The sequence below is a fragment of the Enterobacter sp. QK-SA4 genome (assembly GCF_056856775.1).
In genome coordinates this window covers 25,972-45,111 of record NZ_JBXFXH010000006.1, presented here as the reverse complement: position 1 = coordinate 45,111, position 19,140 = coordinate 25,972, and the positions used below count along the sequence as shown (strand labels likewise).

Here is a 19,140-nt window from a genome sequence, read left to right as displayed (position 1 = left end):
TAAGACGGGATATTCTCTAAGAATTTCATATGTCCTCCTGACATACTCAACAACAGGAAGTTTTACCACCACAGCAACTGGTGGAAGCTAAACCCACCTTTTCCAGCGGTATACCAAACCAGCGAGCCAGTTCAGCGCGTTTTGGGTATCGCCCGGCCATCACCGTTTCACCATCAAGCAACAGCAGCGGAAGCCCTTCAGCTCCAGAAGCCTCAAGGAATGCTTTCGCTTTTTCGTTCTCAACGAAGCTCATAGGCTGCTGCGCCAGGTTATAACGTTCGATCTGAACCCCACGCCCTTTCAGCCATTGCACATCAGCAGAAAAATTGACCAAAACCTGATCGACATCTGAACCACAAACGCCGGTACTGCAGCACATCGCCGGATCAAACACCGTTAACATTTTCATCTTTAACACCTCATATTCGTAAAAACATATATGTACAGGCAAAATTTTTAGATACAAACAGCCTTACCGCTGCCAGAGCAGTTGGCCGATGCCAGCTTACGGGCGATGGCCTGTACGTCGTCCTGTTGACTTAACCAGGCCTGCTCAATCACCAGGGCAGCCCAGGAAGGAATATGCGGGGATAAGCGATAATGAACCCATTTCCCCTGCTTGCGATCCAGCAACAGGCCACTTTCCCGAAGCATCGCCAGATGGCGGGAGGTCTTGGGTTGTGATTGTTCCAGCGCTGTGCAGAGATCGCATACGCACAGCTCCCCCATCTCCCTGAGCAGTAGCACGATACCCAGGCGGGTTTCATCAGATAGTATTTTGAAAAGTTGTAGGGATGCAATTTCTGGCATTATGTACTCCTGCTATGAATGGGTATTGTCTCTCCACCAAAACAAGAAGTCAAAATCATATGTGTTTTCTCGCATGTGAGTGCAGGTGTCACTATGCGGTTGAAAAACGACCTGATGTGCGATCGTTACGTTAGTTGGGTAGGTAAAAAAGTCATTTGAGGCTAAAACATTGCTTAGTGCGGGCTTTCAGTTCATAGAGAAGAATGAATAATATCAATTATAACAATTGGTTATTTCCTTAGCGTACGTTTTCGTTCCATTGGCCCTCAGACCCCACTCCTGTGTTCTGGTCAACTTCTGAGGGCGCCTCTATGCGCCTTTGGCGCATTCCTGGAATGCCTGCGCGCTGCTCGGCATTCTTAAGCCGAATATTGAAGCTGCATTTCCGGCTACGACGGGCTGAGATCGCTGAATGGCTGGATGTGGTGTGAACGGCTTTCTGACGGGCAGACCGGATGGGTTCCCCTGGCGCTGCTGCATAAGCATGAAGGGAAAACCTGAATATGGTCTTGTGGTTCCTGAGGAGCAGAGCGCGCTGCCTGTTTTTGATACCACGGTCAGAAGCCGTAGCATTTATGCTTTTCTGAAGGGGGTCAGTTTGGATATCGAAAATTATTGTACTATAAGGGCTTCCCCGGCATGTCAACGCCGGTGTTTACGGTTTCTGTCTGCACTATAGTAAAAAAATAAAGGGGAGAGACTGCGGTACTATAAACGGTCATGATGAATCGTCATCGATTCGGACCCTGATGAAAGACGCTCGTGAGGCTCTAGTTCGTTAGTCGGGTACACTTGCCCTGTACAATAAGTAGATATACCTCACGGGGTCTAACCCTTTATCATCAACGAGTTGCAGATCAGATGGTCATACAGCTTTGTACTTTAGCTGGCTGAGTACAACCTGAAATCATCACCGTAATGCAATGATGCCCAGCACAGTCTTGCATTTTTGGCAGCGATGGCAACAACAGCGCGCCAGTATCCTCTGCGTTCGACCAGTGAGCAGACCCAACGACTGAATAAATCAGTCCTTTTCTCCGCCCCGATCAGTACCGAGCGGGCACCCTGAACCAGAAGTGTTCTCAGATACGAATCGCCAGCTTTCGTTATCCTGCCAAGCTTCGACTTTCCGCCGCTGCTGTACTGCGATGGTGTCAGTCCCAGCCAGGCTGCCAGCTGGCGCCCATTCTTAAAATCATGTGCATTACCGATACTGGCGACCAGCGCACAGGCCGTTGTGGGGCCAACGCCCTTCAATTCCATCAGCCGCTGACTGCGATGATCTGTTTTGGCCATGCGGGACAAAATTCGGTCATATTCAGCGATGTTATCTTCAATGCGAGCAACGTGCTCCAGCAAATCATCAACACATTGCTGAACCTGAAGTGGTAAAGAATTCTTCTGCTCAAAAACTATGTGGCGCAGGGCATCTGTACTTTGTGGGGCGATAACGCCGAATTCAGATATCAACCCCCGGAGACGATTATATGTTGCTGTTTTCTCTTCGATAAAACCCTGTCGGGTACGATGCAGACACTGCATTGCCTGCTGGCTCTCATCCTTAACCGGCACAAACCGCATATGTGGGCGACGAACCGCCTCGCAGATAGCCTGAGCATCAGCTGCATCATTTTTCCCTGATTTACCAGCGATGCGGTAAGGCGATACAAATTTAGCGGCCATCAGACGCGGCTCATGACCATACTGCCGAAACAGTCTTGCCCAGTAATGAGCCCCGGAGCACGCCTCCATCCCGATAACACAGGGCGGCAAACCAGCAATCAGCCCGGGAAGAGCTGCGCGGGTTACTCTGGATTTAACCAGAACGGTTTTGCCATTCTGGTCAACGCAATGAACAGCGAACACATTTTTAGGGAAGGTGCGAATAAGCAGGTCATTTCTTCCCAAGCTGACTCGCTGATTAAAATTTCGCGGATCTGGGCCGATTTTTTTCCCGCAAACACATCGAATCAGCCTATTTAGGCTATTTTTTCCACCATTTCTGGCGTTATTTCCGGTTTTTACTGAGATCTCTCCCACTGACGTATCATTTGGTCCACCCGAAACAGGTTGGCCAGGGTGAATAACATCGCCAGTTGGTTATCGTTTTTCAGCAGCCCCTTGTATCTGGCTTTCACGAAGCCGAACTGCCGCTTGATGATGCGAAACGGGTGCTCCACCCTGGCACGGATGCTGGCTTTCATGTATTCGATGTTGATGGCCGTTTTGTTCTTGCGCGGATGCTGCTTCAAGGTTTTTACCCTGCCGGGACGCTCGGCGATCAGCCAGTCCACATCCACCTCGGCCAGCTCCTCGCGCTGTGGCGCTCCCTGGTAGCCGGCATCGGCTGAGACAAATTGCTCCTCTCCATGAAGCAGATTACCCAGCTGATTGAGGTCATGCTCGTTGGCCGCGGTGGTGACCAGGCTGTGGGTCAGGCCACTCTTGGCATCGACACCAATGTGGGCCTTCATGCCAAAGTGCCACTGATTGCCTTTCTTGGTCTGATGCATCTCCGGATCGCGTTGCTGCTCATTGTTCTTGGTAGAGCTGGGTGCCTCAATGATGGTGGCATCCACCAAAGTGCCTTGGGTCATCATGACGCCTGCTTCGGCCAGCCAGCGATTGATGGTCTTGAACAATTGACGGGCCAGTTGATGCTGCTCGAGCAGGTGGCGGAAATTCATGATGGTGGTGCGATCCGGCAGGGCGCTATCCAGGGATAATCGGGCAAACAGGCGCATGGAGGCGATTTCGTACAGGGCATCTTCCATGGCACCGTCGCTCAGGTTGTACCAATGCTGCATGCAGTGAATACGCAGCATGGTCTCCAGCGGATAGGGCCGTCGGCCATTGCCCGCCTTGGGATAAAACGGCTCGATGACAGCGGTCATATTCTGCCATGGCAGAATCTGCTCCATGCGGGAGAGGAAAATCTCTTTTCGGGTCTGACGGCGCTTAGTGCTGAATTCACTATCGGCGAAGGTGAGTTGATGGCTCATGATGTCCCTCTGGGATGCGCTCCGGATGAATATGATGATCTCATATCAGGAACTTGTTCGCACCTTCCTTACCCCAACGCGTCAGACAAAATCTTGCCACCTCCGGATTGCCGGTCCATCGATGCCAAATAGAGGTCACCGAAACGTCACCGCTGTACGACAGTCAGATTGCGGCTAAAAATATGACGGAATTAAAGGCGATAGGGGTCAAGCTTGCGCTTGATGATTTTGGAACCGGTCATGCTAATCTTAATTACCTGTTGAAATATCCTTTTGATACCTTAAAAATTGATAAGGAATTTGTCACCGCTATTGAGCCCGACACCCGATCGACAAAGATTGTTGAGGGTATTATTTCACTGGCGCATAATTTTGGTATCGAAGTTCTTGCCGAAGGGGTGGAAACCCAGTCCCAACTGGACCGGTTGATGCAGATTGGTTGTGACAAAATTCAAGGCTTTTTCATTTCTCCCCCGGTGCAGGCACAAGAGATCCCTTCACTCTTAGCGCAATATAATCGTTAATCCTTCCGTATTTACGTTTCCCAATCCCTTGATTGTTCCACGTTGCTGGTAAGTCTGTAGGCCTGATACGCGTCGCGCATCAGCCACCCCTGTAATACTATAAGCAAAAAAAAGCCCCCTGCTAAGCAGGAGGCTGGCGAGTTTATGTCAGCTTAGAACGATTTCTTAAAGCCGATAGAGGCATTGACCGGCGCTTCGATCTGCGACTTACTGCCGCCGTTGCTGAATTGCGTACCCAGCTCACCGTAGACCTGCAGGTTTCTGTCGATAGACCATGACAGGCCGGCTGCAACTTCAGTGCTGGAGTACTGCTGTGAAGATTCCAGCGTAGTGGTGGCTACCGCATTGCTAAAGTGCGTTTTGTCTTTTGAACCCAGACCCTGCCAGACGTTAACCCTGCCGTACGGCTGGAATTTGCCATGGTTGGTGTCATAGTCAGCGACCAGACGCACGCCCAGACGCGCGGTAAAGGAGTCTGCGGTATCCATTTTCACTTTCGTTGGGGTCACACCATCCAGCGTGCTGTTATCAAAGTCGCTGTACTGGTAGATCAACTGAGCCTGAGGCTCCAGACTCCATGCGCTGGCGCCTAAACGGAACGATTTACCCACCTCTGTCGACGCCGTCAGCGTGTTGCCTCTGACGGTATACGAGCCATTGTTACCGGTCGCCGCCAGGCGGGATTTATGGTTACCGTACTGCAGGACGTTATCAACATACATACCGTCACCCGAGAACCAGGTCGCATAGCCACCGACGTAAAATGCGTTGTCGTCGATGTTACCGCCTTTGCCATCGCTGCCTGTCTTCGTGCCTTTCACGTTGCTGTCGATATCAAGGATGCTGGTATACATCCCGGCTTTCCAGCTTTCGTTAGCATACATATCAACGCCGACCTGGATACCCATGGTATGGGAGCTGGTTTGCGTACCGGCAGCATCATCCAGTTTGGTTTTACCGGAGTAGCCAATCATTCTTGCCCAGGCGCGATTGTCTTCATCAATGCCCGGTTTAACCTCGTCCCCCATACGTTGGTGCATGTTACCTAACAGGCTAATATCACCCTGACGTACTACGCTGGCGAGGCCAGAATACAGCATGGTTTCTGGACGGTATTCACTTCTCAGATACCAGTTTTCACCCTGGCCCTGAGCATTACCCGCATGTAGTTGGTACTCAAACGCACCTGCAGCCATACGATCGGCGGCAAGATGGAAGGCATCCCGCGACGTTTGCGCGGTTGTGGTTGCGCCATTGAGCGCAGTCACCACTTCGATACCATCCCCAATGGTCGGCGCGCCAAGACCAGAACCATCGACATCCAGCAGTGTGCTACCGCTGGCTTTACCGCCATCGATAATCAGACGGTCGGCAATGCCTGCTCCGCTACCATTCTGGATAGCTGCCATGTTGATAGTCCCTTTTTCGCCGGTGTAATCCCCTTTGACGGTTAAGGTTGTGCCAGTCTGCTGACCGATGAGCGAGACATCGCCACCGTTGCTCAGGCCCGCTACCGTCTGGTTATAGCCCTGCGTGTTCAACGTGGTGTCTGCGACTACATAGTGGTGTGATGCGCTACTCAGGGTGTTGGTATTACCCGCTTGCAGCACGCCGTTGGCGATCAACGTAGCGCCGCTGTAGCTGTTTTCACCTTGCAGCTCGGTAATGCCGCTACCGGTCTGATGCAACTGGCCTTTACCACTGATATTGCCGGTCAGCGCCAGGGTATCGCCACGATTGACGTTGAGTACGCCGTTATCAACGACATCCCCCTGAATGCTGCCAATATCACCGCCGTTACCCAGTTGTAAAACACCTTGTTCGATGGTGGTGCCACCGGTGTAGGTGTTATCCAGCGTCAGGGTGAGGGAGCCTTTACCGGTTTTGGTCAGTTGACCGTTACCTTCGACTTCCGTCAGCAGAGAAACGTCATGCCCGTTGGTGTCGAATGTCCCGCCGCCGGATTCCAGCGTCACCTGACGGGCAGTATCAAACGCTTCGCCATACTTCAGCGTACCGCCATTAAAGGTAATTCCCGTATCTGCCGCACCCAGGTTGGTATCACCCGCCACCTGCAGCGTCCCTGAGGTGATGGTGGTGCCACCGCTGTAAGTATTGTCGCCGGTGAGAATCAGCGTACCGAGATCGCCTTTATTCAGGCCGCCGGTACCTCGGATAACGCTGTCGATAGTGGCGGTGTAACTGGCGCCGTCTACTGTGCCATCGCCGACACGAATCAGGGTGTTTGCCGTGTCGGTGGTAATGGCTTCTCCGCCCACACGATAACCATCGGTGGCGAACTGCGCGCCGCTGATGATGACATCGCCTTTGCTGTTATCGACGGTTACGTTGCCCGCTTCACCCTGGAAGACGGCGAATGCGGCATCGGTAAACGGTGCGTTCAACGCGCCTTCTGGCGTCGATTCATCGGTGGTCCAGTTGTCGTTACCCTGGCTGGATTGCCAGATACCGTCGCCGCCGTTAATGACGCCGTTATTTTTCAGCTCGCCATTCTCACCGCCGGTGCCGTCCCAGAAGCGCAGCGTCAGTCCGGCGTGGTTGACCAGGTTGACCTGATTTTTCACCGATGTCTGCACGTACAGGCTGTCAGCTGCTTCCGGTGCGTTAGCAATATCCATCACATTGTTGGTCAATGTGCCGGTGTAGTTGATGACGCGGTAAACGCCCACATCAAAGCTTCCGCCTGGTGAGGTTTCAATGTTGAGCTTACCGTCGAGCGTCAGATCGCCATTTACGTCAATCAAGTCGTTGAAGGCACCGCCCGGGGTATAAGCCTGACCAAACTGATAATCCAGTTGGGCGTTATCACTGAGCGTCAGAGAACCGGTAGTCAGTTTACCCACACTGTTGATAGCTGCACCTGCGGTAATATGCGCGTCGTCCAGCACATCAACCGCGCCGCCGATAATACCGTTACCGCCGAGCGTTGCCCCGGATTTCACCGTCACCTGGCCGGTAGCCGCAGACTGATTACCGTTGACCAGCAGCACGCCTTCATTGACGTCTGTGGTGCCGGTGTAAGTGTTATCGCCGGTCAGCGTCAACGTACCGTCACCGATTTTCACCAGGCTGCCGTCGTTGCCGCTGATAATACCGCTGATGGTGTCATCAAGATGCAGATTACCCAGCGACAGTTCTTTATTGCCCAGTTCGACATTACCCGCGCCGGACAACGAGCCGATAGACGTTGCGCTGTCGACTGCGCTGATATCGACCTTACCGCCAACCAGGTTTTTAACGACGGTGTTCTCTGCCATCGCATAGTCAGCAAAGGTCATCAGTCCGCTGTTATTCACGGTGGCATTGCCCCCGCTGGCATTTTCTTCCAGCGCCAGGGTACTGTCTTTTGACACGTTAACCGTCGCGTTGCCCGCGCTGGCGTTGTTGGTTAACACCGCTTTCGCCGTGCCCGTCAGGTTCAGCATTGCGCTTGCGGCGGTGACGTTATCCGCCAGCGTTAACAGGCTGTCGGCGATGTTCATAGTCAGGGATTTCAGGCTGGTATCTGTCCCGCTGACATTGAGCGTCGCACCCTTATTGACGTTCACGGTGCTGCTTTCATTACTGCCAAAGGCTCCGGTTTTGCTGACGTTGACCGTCACATTGTTGGCGTTTCCGGTACCGGCAATTTCGGTGTCGCCTTTGTAGCTGTTTGCGCGGTCGAGCGACAAGGTGCTGCCCGCATCACTAGAGCTGCTGGTAACTTTCAGTTTACCCTCGCCGGTAATCTCACCGGTTGGCGTGAAGTGGTGCGAATTAAGGTCAAACACCGCAGCATTCTCATTCGCTCCCAGCTCAATGGTGCGATTGCTGGTCAGGTCCGCGCCCAGTTGCAGCGTTGAACCGTTATTGATGGCCAGGTCAGTTCCGCTCTGGCCGAGATTGCTGTCGGAGGAGATCTGCAACGTGCCGCCATCAATGCGCGTGCCGCCGCGATATTCGTTGTCACCGCTGAGGATCAGACGGCCAAGGTCGGTTTTCACCAGCGTCAGCTTGTCAGCAGTACTGGCCTCGCGGATAACGGACTCAATGGTCGCGGTATAGTTTTGCCCCGCGCCACCAGCGCCAACGCGCACCAGCAGTTCGCCAGTCCCCGGCGTCTGGCCTGCGTGGGTCGCGTTTTCCGTGGTGGCATACGCGTTAAGCGCATCGCCTTTAACGACATAGCCATCGGCATCAAACTGTGCTCCGGAGAAGTTAACTTCTCCCGCGGCGTTATCCACGGTAACGGTACCGCCTTTGGTGGTGAAGACGGCGAAGGACTTCTGTGCCCAAGGGGCGTTACCCTCACCGGTTGCGGTGGTCCAGTTGTTATCACCCTGACTGCCGATTGCCATCCATTTGCCATCGCCACCGTCAATTTTGCTGTCGCCTTCAATGCCCGACGCGCCGTGGCTCTGATTAACGGTTGCGCCGTCCCAGAACTGCAGGGTAACGCCGTTGGCATTCACCAGGTTGACCTGTTTGTCGATGGAGGTTTGAACAAAAATATTGCTCTTATCCTGGCTATTCGGTATCGCGCCTAATTCCAGCGTCTGGTTATCCAGCGTGCCACCGTAGTTATAGATACGGTACACGCCCGGTCCGAAGTTACCACCCTGTGAAGTGGTGACGTCCAGAGTCCCGTCCAGTTGCAGATCGCCTGCGACGTTAATCAGATCGTTTAGCGCGCCGCCTGGCGTATAGGCTTGACCCAGTTCGAAAGCGGAGGTCGTTTTGCTGCCAAGCTGCAGATTACCGTTAATGGATAACGTACCCGCACCGCCGTCACCGGCGCTGAGGGTAGAGGCATCGTTCATCAGCACGTCGCCGCCGATCACCCCGTTACCCCCCAGCGTCGCCGTACCGCTTACTTTGGTCACACCCGTCGCGGCACTCTGATTCCCTTTCACCAGTAGCGTACCGCTGGTGACGGTCGTGTCGCCGGTATAGGTGTTATTGCCCGTCAGGCGAGTAATACCGTTACCAATCTGCTGTAACGCACCGATCCCGGAGATTACGCCGCCAAGCAGCACATCATTGGCCCGATTAATCGCCAGCACGCCATTGTCGATGATGTCAGACACGGCGTTGACTCCGCCTGTATTTCCGCCGTCACCCAACTGCAGCGTACCGGTTTGATCAATAGTGGTGGAGCCGGTATAGGTGTTGTTGGCGGTAAAGACAGTGGTGCCGCCTGCCGCGCGTTCAAACTTCCCATCACCGCTGATGACGCCGTTATAGATCTGCGCAGCCGTCGTGTCGCCCTGCGTGTCAAAGATGACCCGGCTGCCTGTACCCTGAGTCGTCACATTGTAGTCAGCGATGGTCGCGGCAGTGCTGGTGGACTCGCCGTGATCGCCGGTACGCAGCGTTGCGCCATTGGTAACCGCAATGGTTTTACTTGCCAGTTGCAGACGATCGACGATGCGCATATCTGCACTTGAACCGCTAATGGTCAGTGAGTCCCAACCCGTGCCGATGTTGGTACCGGTGGTCAGGTTATCGCTGCTCAGACTGCCAATTTTCGCACTGTTACCGTGTGTATTGGTGAAGGTGAGGGCGTTGCCACTGCCGGCTTCGGTAGTGATATGGCGCGTTTTATCCAGCGTCACATTGCCGATGTTGGCTTTATTGTTGCCGCCGGTTCCGGCGAAATTCACCTCGCCCGCAAAGGTTCCGCTTTGCCAGTTAAAGGTGTCCTTGCCTTCTCCAGTGTTGATCACGCCACTGGTGATACCCTGGCTGATATCAATGGTGTCATTGCCCTTGCCAGATTGAATCGCCACTGCCGTATCGTTGATAGCCTGAAGGGTACCGGTATTGGTGATTTTTTTATTGCTGTCACCGCTGGCATCAATAACGGGTGCGGTGGTGCTGGCAGAGGTAATTTTTCCGCTATTGGCTATTGCGCTAACATTTTTAGCGATGATTGCAGAACCACCTGCGCTGTCGTAGACGTTGATATTGGCATTGGTGGTGACCTTACCGTCCGTATTGGCGCGGATACCGCTGCCTTCGCTGTTATGCACCTCAACGGTATAGCCTTTACCGATGGTCAGATTGCCTGTCACTGCGTCACCATTGCGCTGCTCAAAGGCGAAGCCGGTACCTTTACCGTTAACGTTCAGAATGTTATTCAGGCCATCTTTCATGTTTAACGCGACGCTGGTACGGATCCCCGGACCGTCGTTGGCATTGATGGTGACATCATTGAGTGTGATATCGGTATTGTTGGCATCGTTTTGAATGCCCGCGCCAGTACCTTCGGCGCTAATAATCACCCCTTTGGCAGCCAGCTTACCGGCTCCGGTGTCCAGGCGAATACCGTCAGCAGTGCCATTGGTGGTGATGGCATCGCCAGTATTACCAGTAATATTCAGGCTGGCACCGTTGGTCAGCAGAACCCCTGCGGTTCCATCATCAACTTGAATCTGACCCAATTTTTTAATCTGTGCGTTCGAACCAGAAGCTTGTACGCCAATGCCGTTACTCACATGTAAGGCAGCGGTCGCGTTATTGGTTAAACTCCCGCCTTGTTGCACGTTAACACCAATGCTGTCGGTGCTGGCAAGATCGATAATTGCCTGGGTATCGAGGATCAGGCTGCCCTGGTTCCTTGCCACATAGGCAATAACCTTGTTGCCGCTGGCTTCTGAAGTGATTTTTGCGTTTGAAGTGAGGATGGTCGGAGTGGCGCTACCCTCTGCGTTGCCATTCAACTGGTGAGCCTGACCGTCCACTACCCCGGCAATGGTTCTTTCACCGGTTAAATTGATGGTGGTTTTATCGCTGATGTTACCTGTGGCACCGCCTTCAATCAGCAGCGCGGCGGAGTCGGTGCCCTGCACGGTGAACGTGGCTTCGCCGGTATCCACACTACTGCCTGTGCCCGTCGCTAATACGCCAACGGACTGTTCGCCGCTTAAGGTCAGGTCAAGGTTTGAGCTGGGCTGACCGTCAGGAGTGGTGGTGTTACCGGCCAGCATTGCGCCGTTGGCAATACGGAAAATGGTGGTGCGATCCTGCCCGTTGTCATTCATTACCGCCTGACCAATATTCGCAGTTGCGCCTTTACCATACAGGTAATAGCCAATCTGATCGGTGCTGTTGAATGCCGGGCTACTCAGGCTGTCGACGTTAGCGACGGCGTTATCACGCACGTGTACGCCGATGTTCCCGGCTTTGTTTAGCGTGATGTTGGAATAGACGTTGACCACTGCCTTTCCATCTTTGCCACCTTCAGCCCAGACGGCATAGTTACGGTTACCGACACTACCTTCACCATCAACTACGATAGAGCCTGAAGCGCTGGTCGTGGCTTCGGCATTTTTGTTAGTTGCGCTGACGTGGATGCCGACGTTGTTGGTGCCGTTGACGTTAATCTTGCCGTCGTTGCGAATTTCCTGATTATTTTCCGCGCCGCTGTCACGCACGGTGATACCGTAGTTCCTGCTACTCCCCGCGCTGGAATCGCCATTGATCACGATATTACCGGTATTGATGACGTTGCCGGTCGCGTTACCAATCAGCATACCCGCGGCGTTACGTACGCCGGTTCCCAGCGTGATAAGGCCGTTGTTAATCACCTCTTTGGCGCTCTTGGTCATGATCCCGGCGCTCAGACTTGAACCGCCTGACATGGTGACATCTTTAGACGGATCACTTGCGTTACGGCCAAGATAAATAGAGGCACCTGCGCTGTTGGTAAAGGTGGCGTTGTCGGCGACTTCTACGCCATAGGCGATGCCGCTGCCGTAGGATGCACCGTTTTTGCGCCCGTCCACGACGTTGATATCGCCGTTGTTGACCCCTTGAGCATTGTCAGACAGTTGCATACCAATGGCCAGCGTCAGCTCGCCAGCGGGTTTGTCCTTACTCCAGGGATCGGCGGCAGAAGCGGTACCGAAGTTATCGGTGGTGATCGCCTGGTTGATGGTGCCTTCGTTGGTGATTTGACTGGCGCCTTGCCCCTGCATACCAAATGCGCCATAGCTGTTGACGTTTTGGTTGCCGTCTTTATCAATAAACAGCCCGGAGTTGATGATCCCGTTGTTGGTTGCCGTCGCGTCTTTTGCCAGCATGCCAATCGCCAGGCTTTGCCCGGTAGACGTGCGTAATGCGTTCAGCTCACCAAGGTTAGTGATAACCCCACCATTAATGGCTTTCATCACGCCATTAATACTGCCGTCAACGGCAATAATCGCGTCTTTGTTCAAGGTGCCTGAGGTGCCTGCGCCGTTGGCGTAGATGGCATGTAACTCACCACGGCCAGCGGTCGCGTTGTTGGTATGTGACAAACCGTCGGTCCAGACGTCGTAATCCCAGCTGAGTATGTCAGCTGGCTTACCGGAGGTGAGCAGATTTTCAATCAGCCCGGCGTACTTTGTTTGTGCTGCGGTGACGGTTGTGACTTCCTCCGCATCTATCCACAGCTGGATTTGGCTGACTTTTTCACCATCAGGGTTGAGTGCCGCGTCGTCGCTTTTGCCCAACAGCCAGTCATTGAATTCGGCCAGTTCTTGTGTGTTGGTAATGGTAAATGTGCGCTCCCCGGTTTTGACGACCTGACCATCCTCGTCATAGCCATAGGTCATCAGCGTCACATCATCGCCAAACACGGAGGTTTGCGCTGAACCGGTGAACGTTTTTTCAGGGATCACCGGGGCTGCGTTAAATTTTATATAGTTATCTGACTGCCAGTTCACCTGGCTTGCAGTACCTTGTGCTTCCAGCAGCGAGGAATCTTTTGCCAGCATTTCAATGGTATTGGCTTTGTCACGCACATTGAGGGTGTCGTTGCCAATATTCAGATTGGCAATGGAGCCATTTGTCGCCAGTGCGATACCAAATTGCTTATAGATTTCTGATTTCTGAGCATCAAAGGTGTTTAATACCGCATCGCCGACTTGCGCTTCGGTAAGAAAACCATTTAACTCATTGGTATCAAAGACTTTGATGGTCGTTTTTTCGCCGGGAAACGCCGGATCGTTGATATCAAATTCTGTGCTCTGCGAAGGCGTTGACGACTGGTTGTAAGTCAGGTATTCCGCCAGTTCTTCAGAGTTGGTAATGGTTTTTACGCTCTGGTCAGGGCTGGTCGCCAGCAGGGTGATTTTGCCGCTTTCCAGCAGTTCCCGGATAGTGGTTGATTCAACAACGCCGCTTTGACCCGGGCTAAATGTTGGGATTGCACCACTGATATTCAGTGCCTGACCAGTTGTGTTATCTTCATATAAGAAGCCGTAGTCGTGGATACCCTCATAAACCCCAGCGGAAATACCTGTCTTGAAGTCTTCATGAATATCGTGTTCACCCGTTGCGGTAATCTGGGCTGCAGAAGCCAGCAATGAAGCACCGCTTAATGCGCCAGCTGCCAGTACGGCGACAGTTTTACGCGAACTGCTTTTTTTCTTTCCTTTCGTTAATTCAGAAACGACCACCCAGATACCGAGCGCCGCGTTCCAAATAATGCTGTAAACTTTGTTCATATATACCCCTTGTCTACATTCCTGTTATGTATGTGTTAAGGAAGGTGCGAATAAGCAGGTCATTTCTTCCCAAGCTGACTCGCTGATTAAAATTTCGCGGATCTGGGCCGATTTTTTTCCCGCAAACACATCGAATTGACCTGCCCCCACGATTAGATACAACACTCAGTTAGTAACGTCGGAATCTTCATTCTCAGAATGACCCTTTCTCCAGCCCGCTGCAAATTCAGACGGTGTCTGATAATTCAGCGTGGAGTGCGGGCGGCATTCGTTATAATCCTGCCGCCAGTCATTAATAATTTTCCTGGCATGAACGATATCGCTGAACCAGTGCTCATTCAAACATTCATCGCGAAATCGTCCGTTAAAGCTCTCAATAAATCCGTTCTGCGTTGGCTTGCCCGGCTGGATTAAGCGCAACTCAACACCATGCTCAAAAGCCCATTGATCCAGTGCACGGCAAGTGAACTCCGGCCCCTGGTCAGTTCTTATCGTCGCCGGATAGCCTCGAAACAGTGCAATGCTGTCCAGAATACGCGTGACCTGAACGCCTGAAATCCCAAAGGCAACAGTGACCGTCAGGCATTCCTTTGTGAAATCATCGACGCAGGTAAGACACTTGATCCTGCGACCGGTGGAAAGTGCGTCCATGACGAAATCCATCGACCAGGTCAGATTGGGCGCCGCCGGACGGAGCAGCGGCAGACGTTCTGTTGCCAGCCCTTTACGACGTCTTCTGCGTTTTACGCCCAGGCCACTGAGGTGATAAAGCCGGTACACGCGCTTATGATTAACATGAAGCCCTTCACGGCGCAGCAACTGCCAAATACGACGGTAGCCAAAACGCCTGCGCTCCAGTGCCAGCTCAGTGATGCGCCCTGATAAATGCGCATCAGCAGCCGGACGGTGAGCCTCATAGCGGCAGGTCGACAGGGATAAACCTGTAAGCCTGCAGGCACGACGTTGCGACAGACCGGTCGCATCACACATCAACATCACGGCTTCCCGCTTCTGGTCTGTCGTCAGTACTTTCGCCCAAGAGCCACCTGAAGCGCCTCTTTATCCAGCATGGCTTCGGCAAGCAGCTTCTTGAGTCTGGCGTTCTCTTCCTCAAGCGACTTCAGGCGCTTAACTTCAGGCACCTCCATACCGCCATACTTCTTACGCCAGGTGTAAAACGTGGCATCGGAAATGGCATGCTTGCGGCAGAGTTCACGGGCGGGTACCCCAGCTTCGGCTTCGCGGAGAATACTGATGATCTGTTCGTCGGAAAAACGCTTCTTCATGGGGATGTCCTCATGTGGCTTATGAAGACATTACTAACATCGGGGTGTACTAATCAACGGGGAGCAGGTCAAGCATAGCAACGATAAGTTTCAGACCCTTCCACACCGTCAACTTTGTACTCTTTCACGTTGTCGTAATTGTATATCACGCGGTGAATAGTGCTGGCAGGTTGCATTGTTTTGTCTGATATCACTTTCGCGGCTTTCCCCGTCGGGGCCATAATAGCGAATTCACGACCAATTCTTTCTAGGTACTGAGTAATTCCTTTAGTTATAAATGTTTTACCTGTACCTGCATAACCATTAAGTAAAAATACGTTTTGTTTGGTATCGGTTAGAAACTCATTTATTTGCTTAACTATTTGGTTTTGACCTTTAGGGAAGGTGCGAACAAGTTCCTGATATGAGATCATCATATTCATCCGGAGCGCATCCCAGAGGGACATCATGAGCCATCAACTCACCTTCGCCGATAGTGAATTCAGCACTAAGCGCCGTCAGACCCGAAAAGAGATTTTCCTCTCCCGCATGGAGCAGATTCTGCCATGGCAGAATATGACCGCTGTCATCGAGCCGTTTTATCCCAAGGCGGGCAATGGCCGACGGCCCTATCCGCTGGAGACCATGCTGCGTATTCACTGCATGCAGCATTGGTACAACCTGAGCGACGGTGCCATGGAAGATGCCCTGTACGAAATCGCCTCCATGCGCCTGTTTGCCCGATTATCCCTGGATAGCGCCCTGCCGGATCGCACCACCATCATGAATTTCCGCCACCTGCTCGAGCAGCATCAACTGGCCCGTCAATTGTTCAAGACCATCAATCGCTGGCTGGCCGAAGCAGGCGTCATGATGACCCAAGGCACTTTGGTGGATGCCACCATCATTGAGGCACCCAGCTCGACCAAGAACAAAGAGCAGCAACGCGATCCGGAGATGCATCAGACCAAGAAAGGCAATCAGTGGCACTTTGGCATGAAGGCCCACATTGGTGTCGATGCCAAGAGTGGCCTGACCCACAGCCTGGTCACCACCGCGGCCAACGAGCATGACCTCAATCAGCTGGGTAATCTGCTTCATGGAGAGGAGCAATTTGTCTCAGCCGATGCCGGCTACCAAGGAGCGCCACAGCGCGAGGAGCTGGCCGAGGTGGATGTGGACTGGCTGATCGCCGAGCGTCCCGGCAGGGTAAAAACCTTGAAGCAGCATCCGCGCAAGAACAAAACGGCCATCAACATCGAATACATGAAAGCCAGCATCCGTGCCAGGGTGGAGCACCCGTTTCGCATCATCAAGCGGCAGTTCGGCTTCGTGAAAGCCAGATACAAGGGGCTGCTGAAAAACGATAACCAACTGGCGATGTTATTCACCCTGGCCAACCTGTTTCGGGTGGACCAAATGATACGTCAGTGGGAGAGATCTCAGTAAAAACCGGAAATAACGCCAGAAATGGTGGAAAAAATAGCCTAAATAGGCTGATTCGATGTGTTTGCGGGAAAAAAATCGGCCCAGATCCGCGAAATTTTAATCAGCGAGTCAGCTTGGGAAGAAATGACCTGCTTATTCGCACCTTCCTTAGTTAAACTTACTCCTTCAAAGCAATCAAATATATCAATATTTCGGCGCGTCACTTCCATATCAAGATCAAAGCTTGAAGCTGATGAAATACTAGCTTGTTTAAACTCTTCACGCGTCCTGTAATCAAAGAAGGCTTGTTGTGAAGCGACTAGATCTTTTTGTTTTTGTTCAAGTTCAATCTGTAATAGTGCTTGCTCTTTTTTTACATTGGAAAGTGTGTCGTTTTTTTCGTCTAGTTGAGCTATTAGCTCACTCGTCTGTTGTTGATATTTATCACTATTATCAGCAAGCTGGGTCTTTAATTCAGACTCTCGTTTATTGAGTTCTTGACGTTGCCGTTCTAACTCTGCTTCTAAGCGAGATGTATGATCGATAGGTTTTACCGGATCAACAAACTCTGGCGGAGTGATAGGCTTATTGAGAATAGCTTGAGCATACCAACGGGCGACTAAATAAGCTTCTTTGATTAACCAGAGTGTTTCATTGAGGGAAATCTCGTCTGAACCATTGCTAGAGTGGGCGGCTTTGTTACCTTTATGTCGCAATACATCTAATTTGGCCCAGATTCCCTTATCACTGACAACGTCCTTGAATTCGTAGCTGCGCAGTCGATTATATAAATCATCACGAACAGGTGGGGTTAGCGATAAACGTGAATAAATTTCCCCAACGACTACTTCAGTAAAACACCTAAGTTTCACTAGTGCTACCTGCTTATCATCATGGCAATACAGCTCGGCACTTTTACCAAATTGAGCGAGTTCAGGGCTGATGTCTGTTAGAAAATTAAAATTACTCATAACTCTTCATTAATTCCTCCAGATTAAACTATTGTGTCACTTAACTTCGCTAAAACACTACCAGTAAGTTGGAGTCATTACCCCTCAATCAAACGTGAGAAGTCGTCACCTTTAAAACTGGTCACATTTTCAATACCCAGATCGGAAGCAGACTGGTTGATAGTCTCTACCGCATAGAACTTTGCACCAGTCAGGCGCGGAGCTAACAGGTAAGATGAAATTAAGGTTTTACGAACACTGCCACTGTAATTAATTACCGCTACTTTCATAAATCACCTCAGAATTTTTTGTTGAACTTCTTAGGGTCGAAATTCTCACCGATTTTATTGAAGAATTCTTTATCAATAATGCCGGGACTCTCTGCTTTTTCACTTTCCTGCGCTTCAGGCTCAGACGGTTGTGTATTGTGCAATACACTTTCCGCTGCACCCTTCGCGTTACTCTTATCATGTGTATTGTGCAATACATTTTTTCGGTTTTGCCGCGTTCTATACAGTGCCATCTCAAGCCCTTTGGCTGTTACCGAAAAGCTGTATTCGCTGTCGAGGATTTCAGCAATTTCATGCCGCGTTAGCCCTCTGTCCAGCCAGTTCTCGATTTCATTTAGGCGCAATCTGACAGCAGCCGATAAGTTGCGGGGTTTCAGATCTGCTGGTTTATTCATAACCCCCTCCGTTGTATGAAAATGACTCTACAACACTCGTAAGAAGGGGTCAATCGAGTTTTGTAGTTTATCTGTAGTATTCTTGTAGTCTATTTGTAGTCTATTTGTAGTCTGTCACGTTTTTTGTAGTTTCTTTGTAGTTTTATTGTAGTCTGTTTGTAGTCTTCCAACACTAATGCAAAACGTTTTTTGTAGTTTATCTGTAGTTTATCTGTAGTTTATATGTAGTTTTTGGTTGCTCAGATGGTCATGCAAGCATGACCATCAAAGAATAGGACGCTTTTTAGCCAAATGACCCTTAACCTACGGAGATCGCCCTACCAAAAAAAGATGATTTTTTATCCCTTAACCTGCTATACACCTAACGCAGCGCGATAAATCACGCTATCATACTGATTTAAAAGATAAAAAAATAAATAGCGTCAATATTAGGTAATAATTAGGTATTAAAAACACCAAATAACCTATTGTTTTATAATGAGTTTGCATTATTACTTTGGTAATACTAAGATTTCAGCTTGTTAGATCTCAATTTTTTGTTTAAGAAATGCACAATGTGAGGACTGAATGCCAATAATAACCGCAAAAGTATCAGATGAACTTTTGGCCTATATAGACCTGGTTTCAGGAGGTAATCGGTCAGATTATCTGCGGCGCTGCATTGAAGCTGGCCCAGGTGATCGGGAGTCCGGGTTGAAAATAGTTGCCGACCGGCTGAGCGACGTAAATCGCAAACTGGATTATCTTTTTGACCGTGCTTCAGATGCGGATTTTGGCCCACTGCGCGATGAGCTGAAGGCAATAACCGAAACGCTATCTGGCGTAAAATTCCCACCGGCAGGACAGATGATGTTGCATGAATCACTCGCTATTGAAACGCTAATCCTCCTGCGCTCGATAGCAGAACCGGGCAAAACCAAAGCGGCAAAAGCAGAGGTTGAACGTAACGGCTACAAAGTCTGGGAACCAAAAAAGGAGCGCTGAA

At 51.3% G+C, this 19,140-nt stretch carries 12 protein-coding genes and 1 pseudogene; 3 read left to right on the top strand and 10 right to left on the bottom strand.

Features of this window, described 5'->3' with window-relative positions; genetic code table 11:
- Positions 1 to 46: 46 nt before the first annotated feature.
- The 4 genes from arsD to AC1VYI_RS01345 form a co-directional block, all read right to left on the bottom strand.
- Positions 47 to 409 (bottom strand): arsenite efflux transporter metallochaperone ArsD, encoded by a 363-nt coding sequence (gene arsD, locus AC1VYI_RS01360; protein ID WP_000783215.1) that lies wholly within the window; start codon positions 407 to 409, stop codon positions 47 to 49.
- A 47-nt stretch (positions 410 to 456) separates the two neighbouring features.
- A complete protein-coding gene (gene arsR / locus AC1VYI_RS01355; protein WP_001114073.1) occupies positions 457 to 810 on the bottom strand; it encodes an As(III)-sensing metalloregulatory transcriptional repressor ArsR in 354 nt (117 codons plus the stop codon).
- An 882-nt stretch (positions 811 to 1,692) separates the two neighbouring features.
- On the bottom strand, positions 1,693 to 2,703 hold the full coding sequence (locus AC1VYI_RS01350; protein WP_482876337.1) for an IS110 family RNA-guided transposase: 1,011 nt from the start codon (positions 2,701 to 2,703) through the stop codon (positions 1,693 to 1,695).
- A gap of 128 nt (positions 2,704 to 2,831) precedes the next feature.
- Entirely contained in the window at positions 2,832 to 3,812 is a 981-nt protein-coding gene (locus AC1VYI_RS01345; protein WP_016947617.1) for an IS5-like element ISKpn26 family transposase, read from the bottom strand.
- A gap of 62 nt (positions 3,813 to 3,874) precedes the next feature.
- Between AC1VYI_RS01345 and AC1VYI_RS01340 the strand changes: the two are divergent.
- Positions 3,875 to 4,336, top strand: a pseudogene (locus AC1VYI_RS01340) (EAL domain-containing protein); the annotation flags it as partial.
- A gap of 152 nt (positions 4,337 to 4,488) precedes the next feature.
- Here AC1VYI_RS01340 and AC1VYI_RS01335 read toward each other — a convergent pair.
- The 3 genes from AC1VYI_RS01335 to AC1VYI_RS01325 form a co-directional block, all read right to left on the bottom strand.
- Entirely contained in the window at positions 4,489 to 13,827 is a 9,339-nt protein-coding gene (locus tag AC1VYI_RS01335) for an autotransporter outer membrane beta-barrel domain-containing protein (RefSeq protein WP_047747539.1), read from the bottom strand.
- Between the two features lie 165 nt (positions 13,828 to 13,992).
- Positions 13,993 to 15,113, bottom strand: a protein-coding gene (locus AC1VYI_RS01330) for an IS3-like element ISSen4 family transposase (protein ID WP_087451024.1) whose coding sequence is annotated in 2 segments (ribosomal slippage) — positions 13,993 to 14,855 and positions 14,855 to 15,113 — 1,122 coding nt in all. Because the reading frame shifts where the segments join, the coding sequence is not laid out codon by codon here.
- A 68-nt stretch (positions 15,114 to 15,181) separates the two neighbouring features.
- Positions 15,182 to 15,535, bottom strand: coding sequence for an AAA family ATPase (locus tag AC1VYI_RS01325; protein WP_482876251.1), 354 nt, complete (start codon positions 15,533 to 15,535; stop codon positions 15,182 to 15,184).
- Between the two features lie 25 nt (positions 15,536 to 15,560).
- On the opposite strand from AC1VYI_RS01325, the gene AC1VYI_RS01320 reads away from it, so the two are divergent.
- The gene (locus AC1VYI_RS01320) at positions 15,561 to 16,541 is read left to right on the top strand and encodes an IS5-like element ISKpn26 family transposase (RefSeq protein ID WP_000019450.1); all 981 of its coding nucleotides are present in this window, start codon (positions 15,561 to 15,563) and stop codon (positions 16,539 to 16,541) included.
- Positions 16,542 to 16,579: 38 nt separating this feature from the next.
- Here the strand turns inward: AC1VYI_RS01320 and AC1VYI_RS01315 are convergent, their stop codons facing one another.
- The 3 genes from AC1VYI_RS01315 to stbA all read right to left on the bottom strand — a co-directional run bounded on the left by AC1VYI_RS01315 (position 16,580) and on the right by stbA (position 18,155).
- A complete protein-coding gene (locus AC1VYI_RS01315) occupies positions 16,580 to 17,491 on the bottom strand; it encodes a hypothetical protein (protein ID WP_482876245.1) in 912 nt (303 codons plus the stop codon).
- Between the two features lie 77 nt (positions 17,492 to 17,568).
- Positions 17,569 to 17,760 carry a hypothetical protein gene (locus AC1VYI_RS01310; RefSeq protein ID WP_000861580.1) on the bottom strand — a complete coding sequence of 64 codons (192 nt, stop codon included), beginning with the start codon at positions 17,758 to 17,760 and terminating at the stop codon, positions 17,569 to 17,571.
- Between the two features lie 8 nt (positions 17,761 to 17,768).
- Entirely contained in the window at positions 17,769 to 18,155 is a 387-nt protein-coding gene (stbA, locus tag AC1VYI_RS01305; protein ID WP_368778962.1) for a plasmid stabilization protein StbA, read from the bottom strand.
- A 567-nt stretch (positions 18,156 to 18,722) separates the two neighbouring features.
- Between stbA and AC1VYI_RS01300 the strand changes: the two genes are divergently transcribed.
- Positions 18,723 to 19,139: a hypothetical protein gene (locus tag AC1VYI_RS01300; protein ID WP_001749975.1), complete on the top strand. Its 417-nt coding sequence runs from the start codon at positions 18,723 to 18,725 to the stop codon at positions 19,137 to 19,139.
- The last annotated feature ends 1 nt before the right edge of the window (position 19,140 follow it).

What these genes read in the sequence shown, in the direction of transcription:
- arsD (WP_000783215.1), bottom strand. Translation starts at nt 409, where the DNA reads ATGAAAATGTTAACGGTGTTTGATCCGGCGATGTGCTGCAGTACCGGC.
- arsR (WP_001114073.1), bottom strand. Translation starts at nt 810, where the DNA reads ATGCCAGAAATTGCATCCCTACAACTTTTCAAAATACTATCTGATGAA.
- AC1VYI_RS01345 (WP_016947617.1), bottom strand. Translation starts at nt 3,812, where the DNA reads ATGAGCCATCAACTCACCTTCGCCGATAGTGAATTCAGCACTAAGCGC.
- AC1VYI_RS01335 (WP_047747539.1), bottom strand. Translation starts at nt 13,827, where the DNA reads ATGAACAAAGTTTACAGCATTATTTGGAACGCGGCGCTCGGTATCTGG.
- AC1VYI_RS01325 (WP_482876251.1), bottom strand. Translation starts at nt 15,535, where the DNA reads ATGAATATGATGATCTCATATCAGGAACTTGTTCGCACCTTCCCTAAA.
- AC1VYI_RS01320 (WP_000019450.1), top strand. Translation starts at nt 15,561, where the DNA reads ATGAGCCATCAACTCACCTTCGCCGATAGTGAATTCAGCACTAAGCGC.
- AC1VYI_RS01315 (WP_482876245.1), bottom strand. Translation starts at nt 17,491, where the DNA reads ATGAGTAATTTTAATTTTCTAACAGACATCAGCCCTGAACTCGCTCAA.
- AC1VYI_RS01310 (WP_000861580.1), bottom strand. Translation starts at nt 17,760, where the DNA reads ATGAAAGTAGCGGTAATTAATTACAGTGGCAGTGTTCGTAAAACCTTA.
- stbA (WP_368778962.1), bottom strand. Translation starts at nt 18,155, where the DNA reads ATGAATAAACCAGCAGATCTGAAACCCCGCAACTTATCGGCTGCTGTC.
- AC1VYI_RS01300 (WP_001749975.1), top strand. Translation starts at nt 18,723, where the DNA reads ATGCCAATAATAACCGCAAAAGTATCAGATGAACTTTTGGCCTATATA.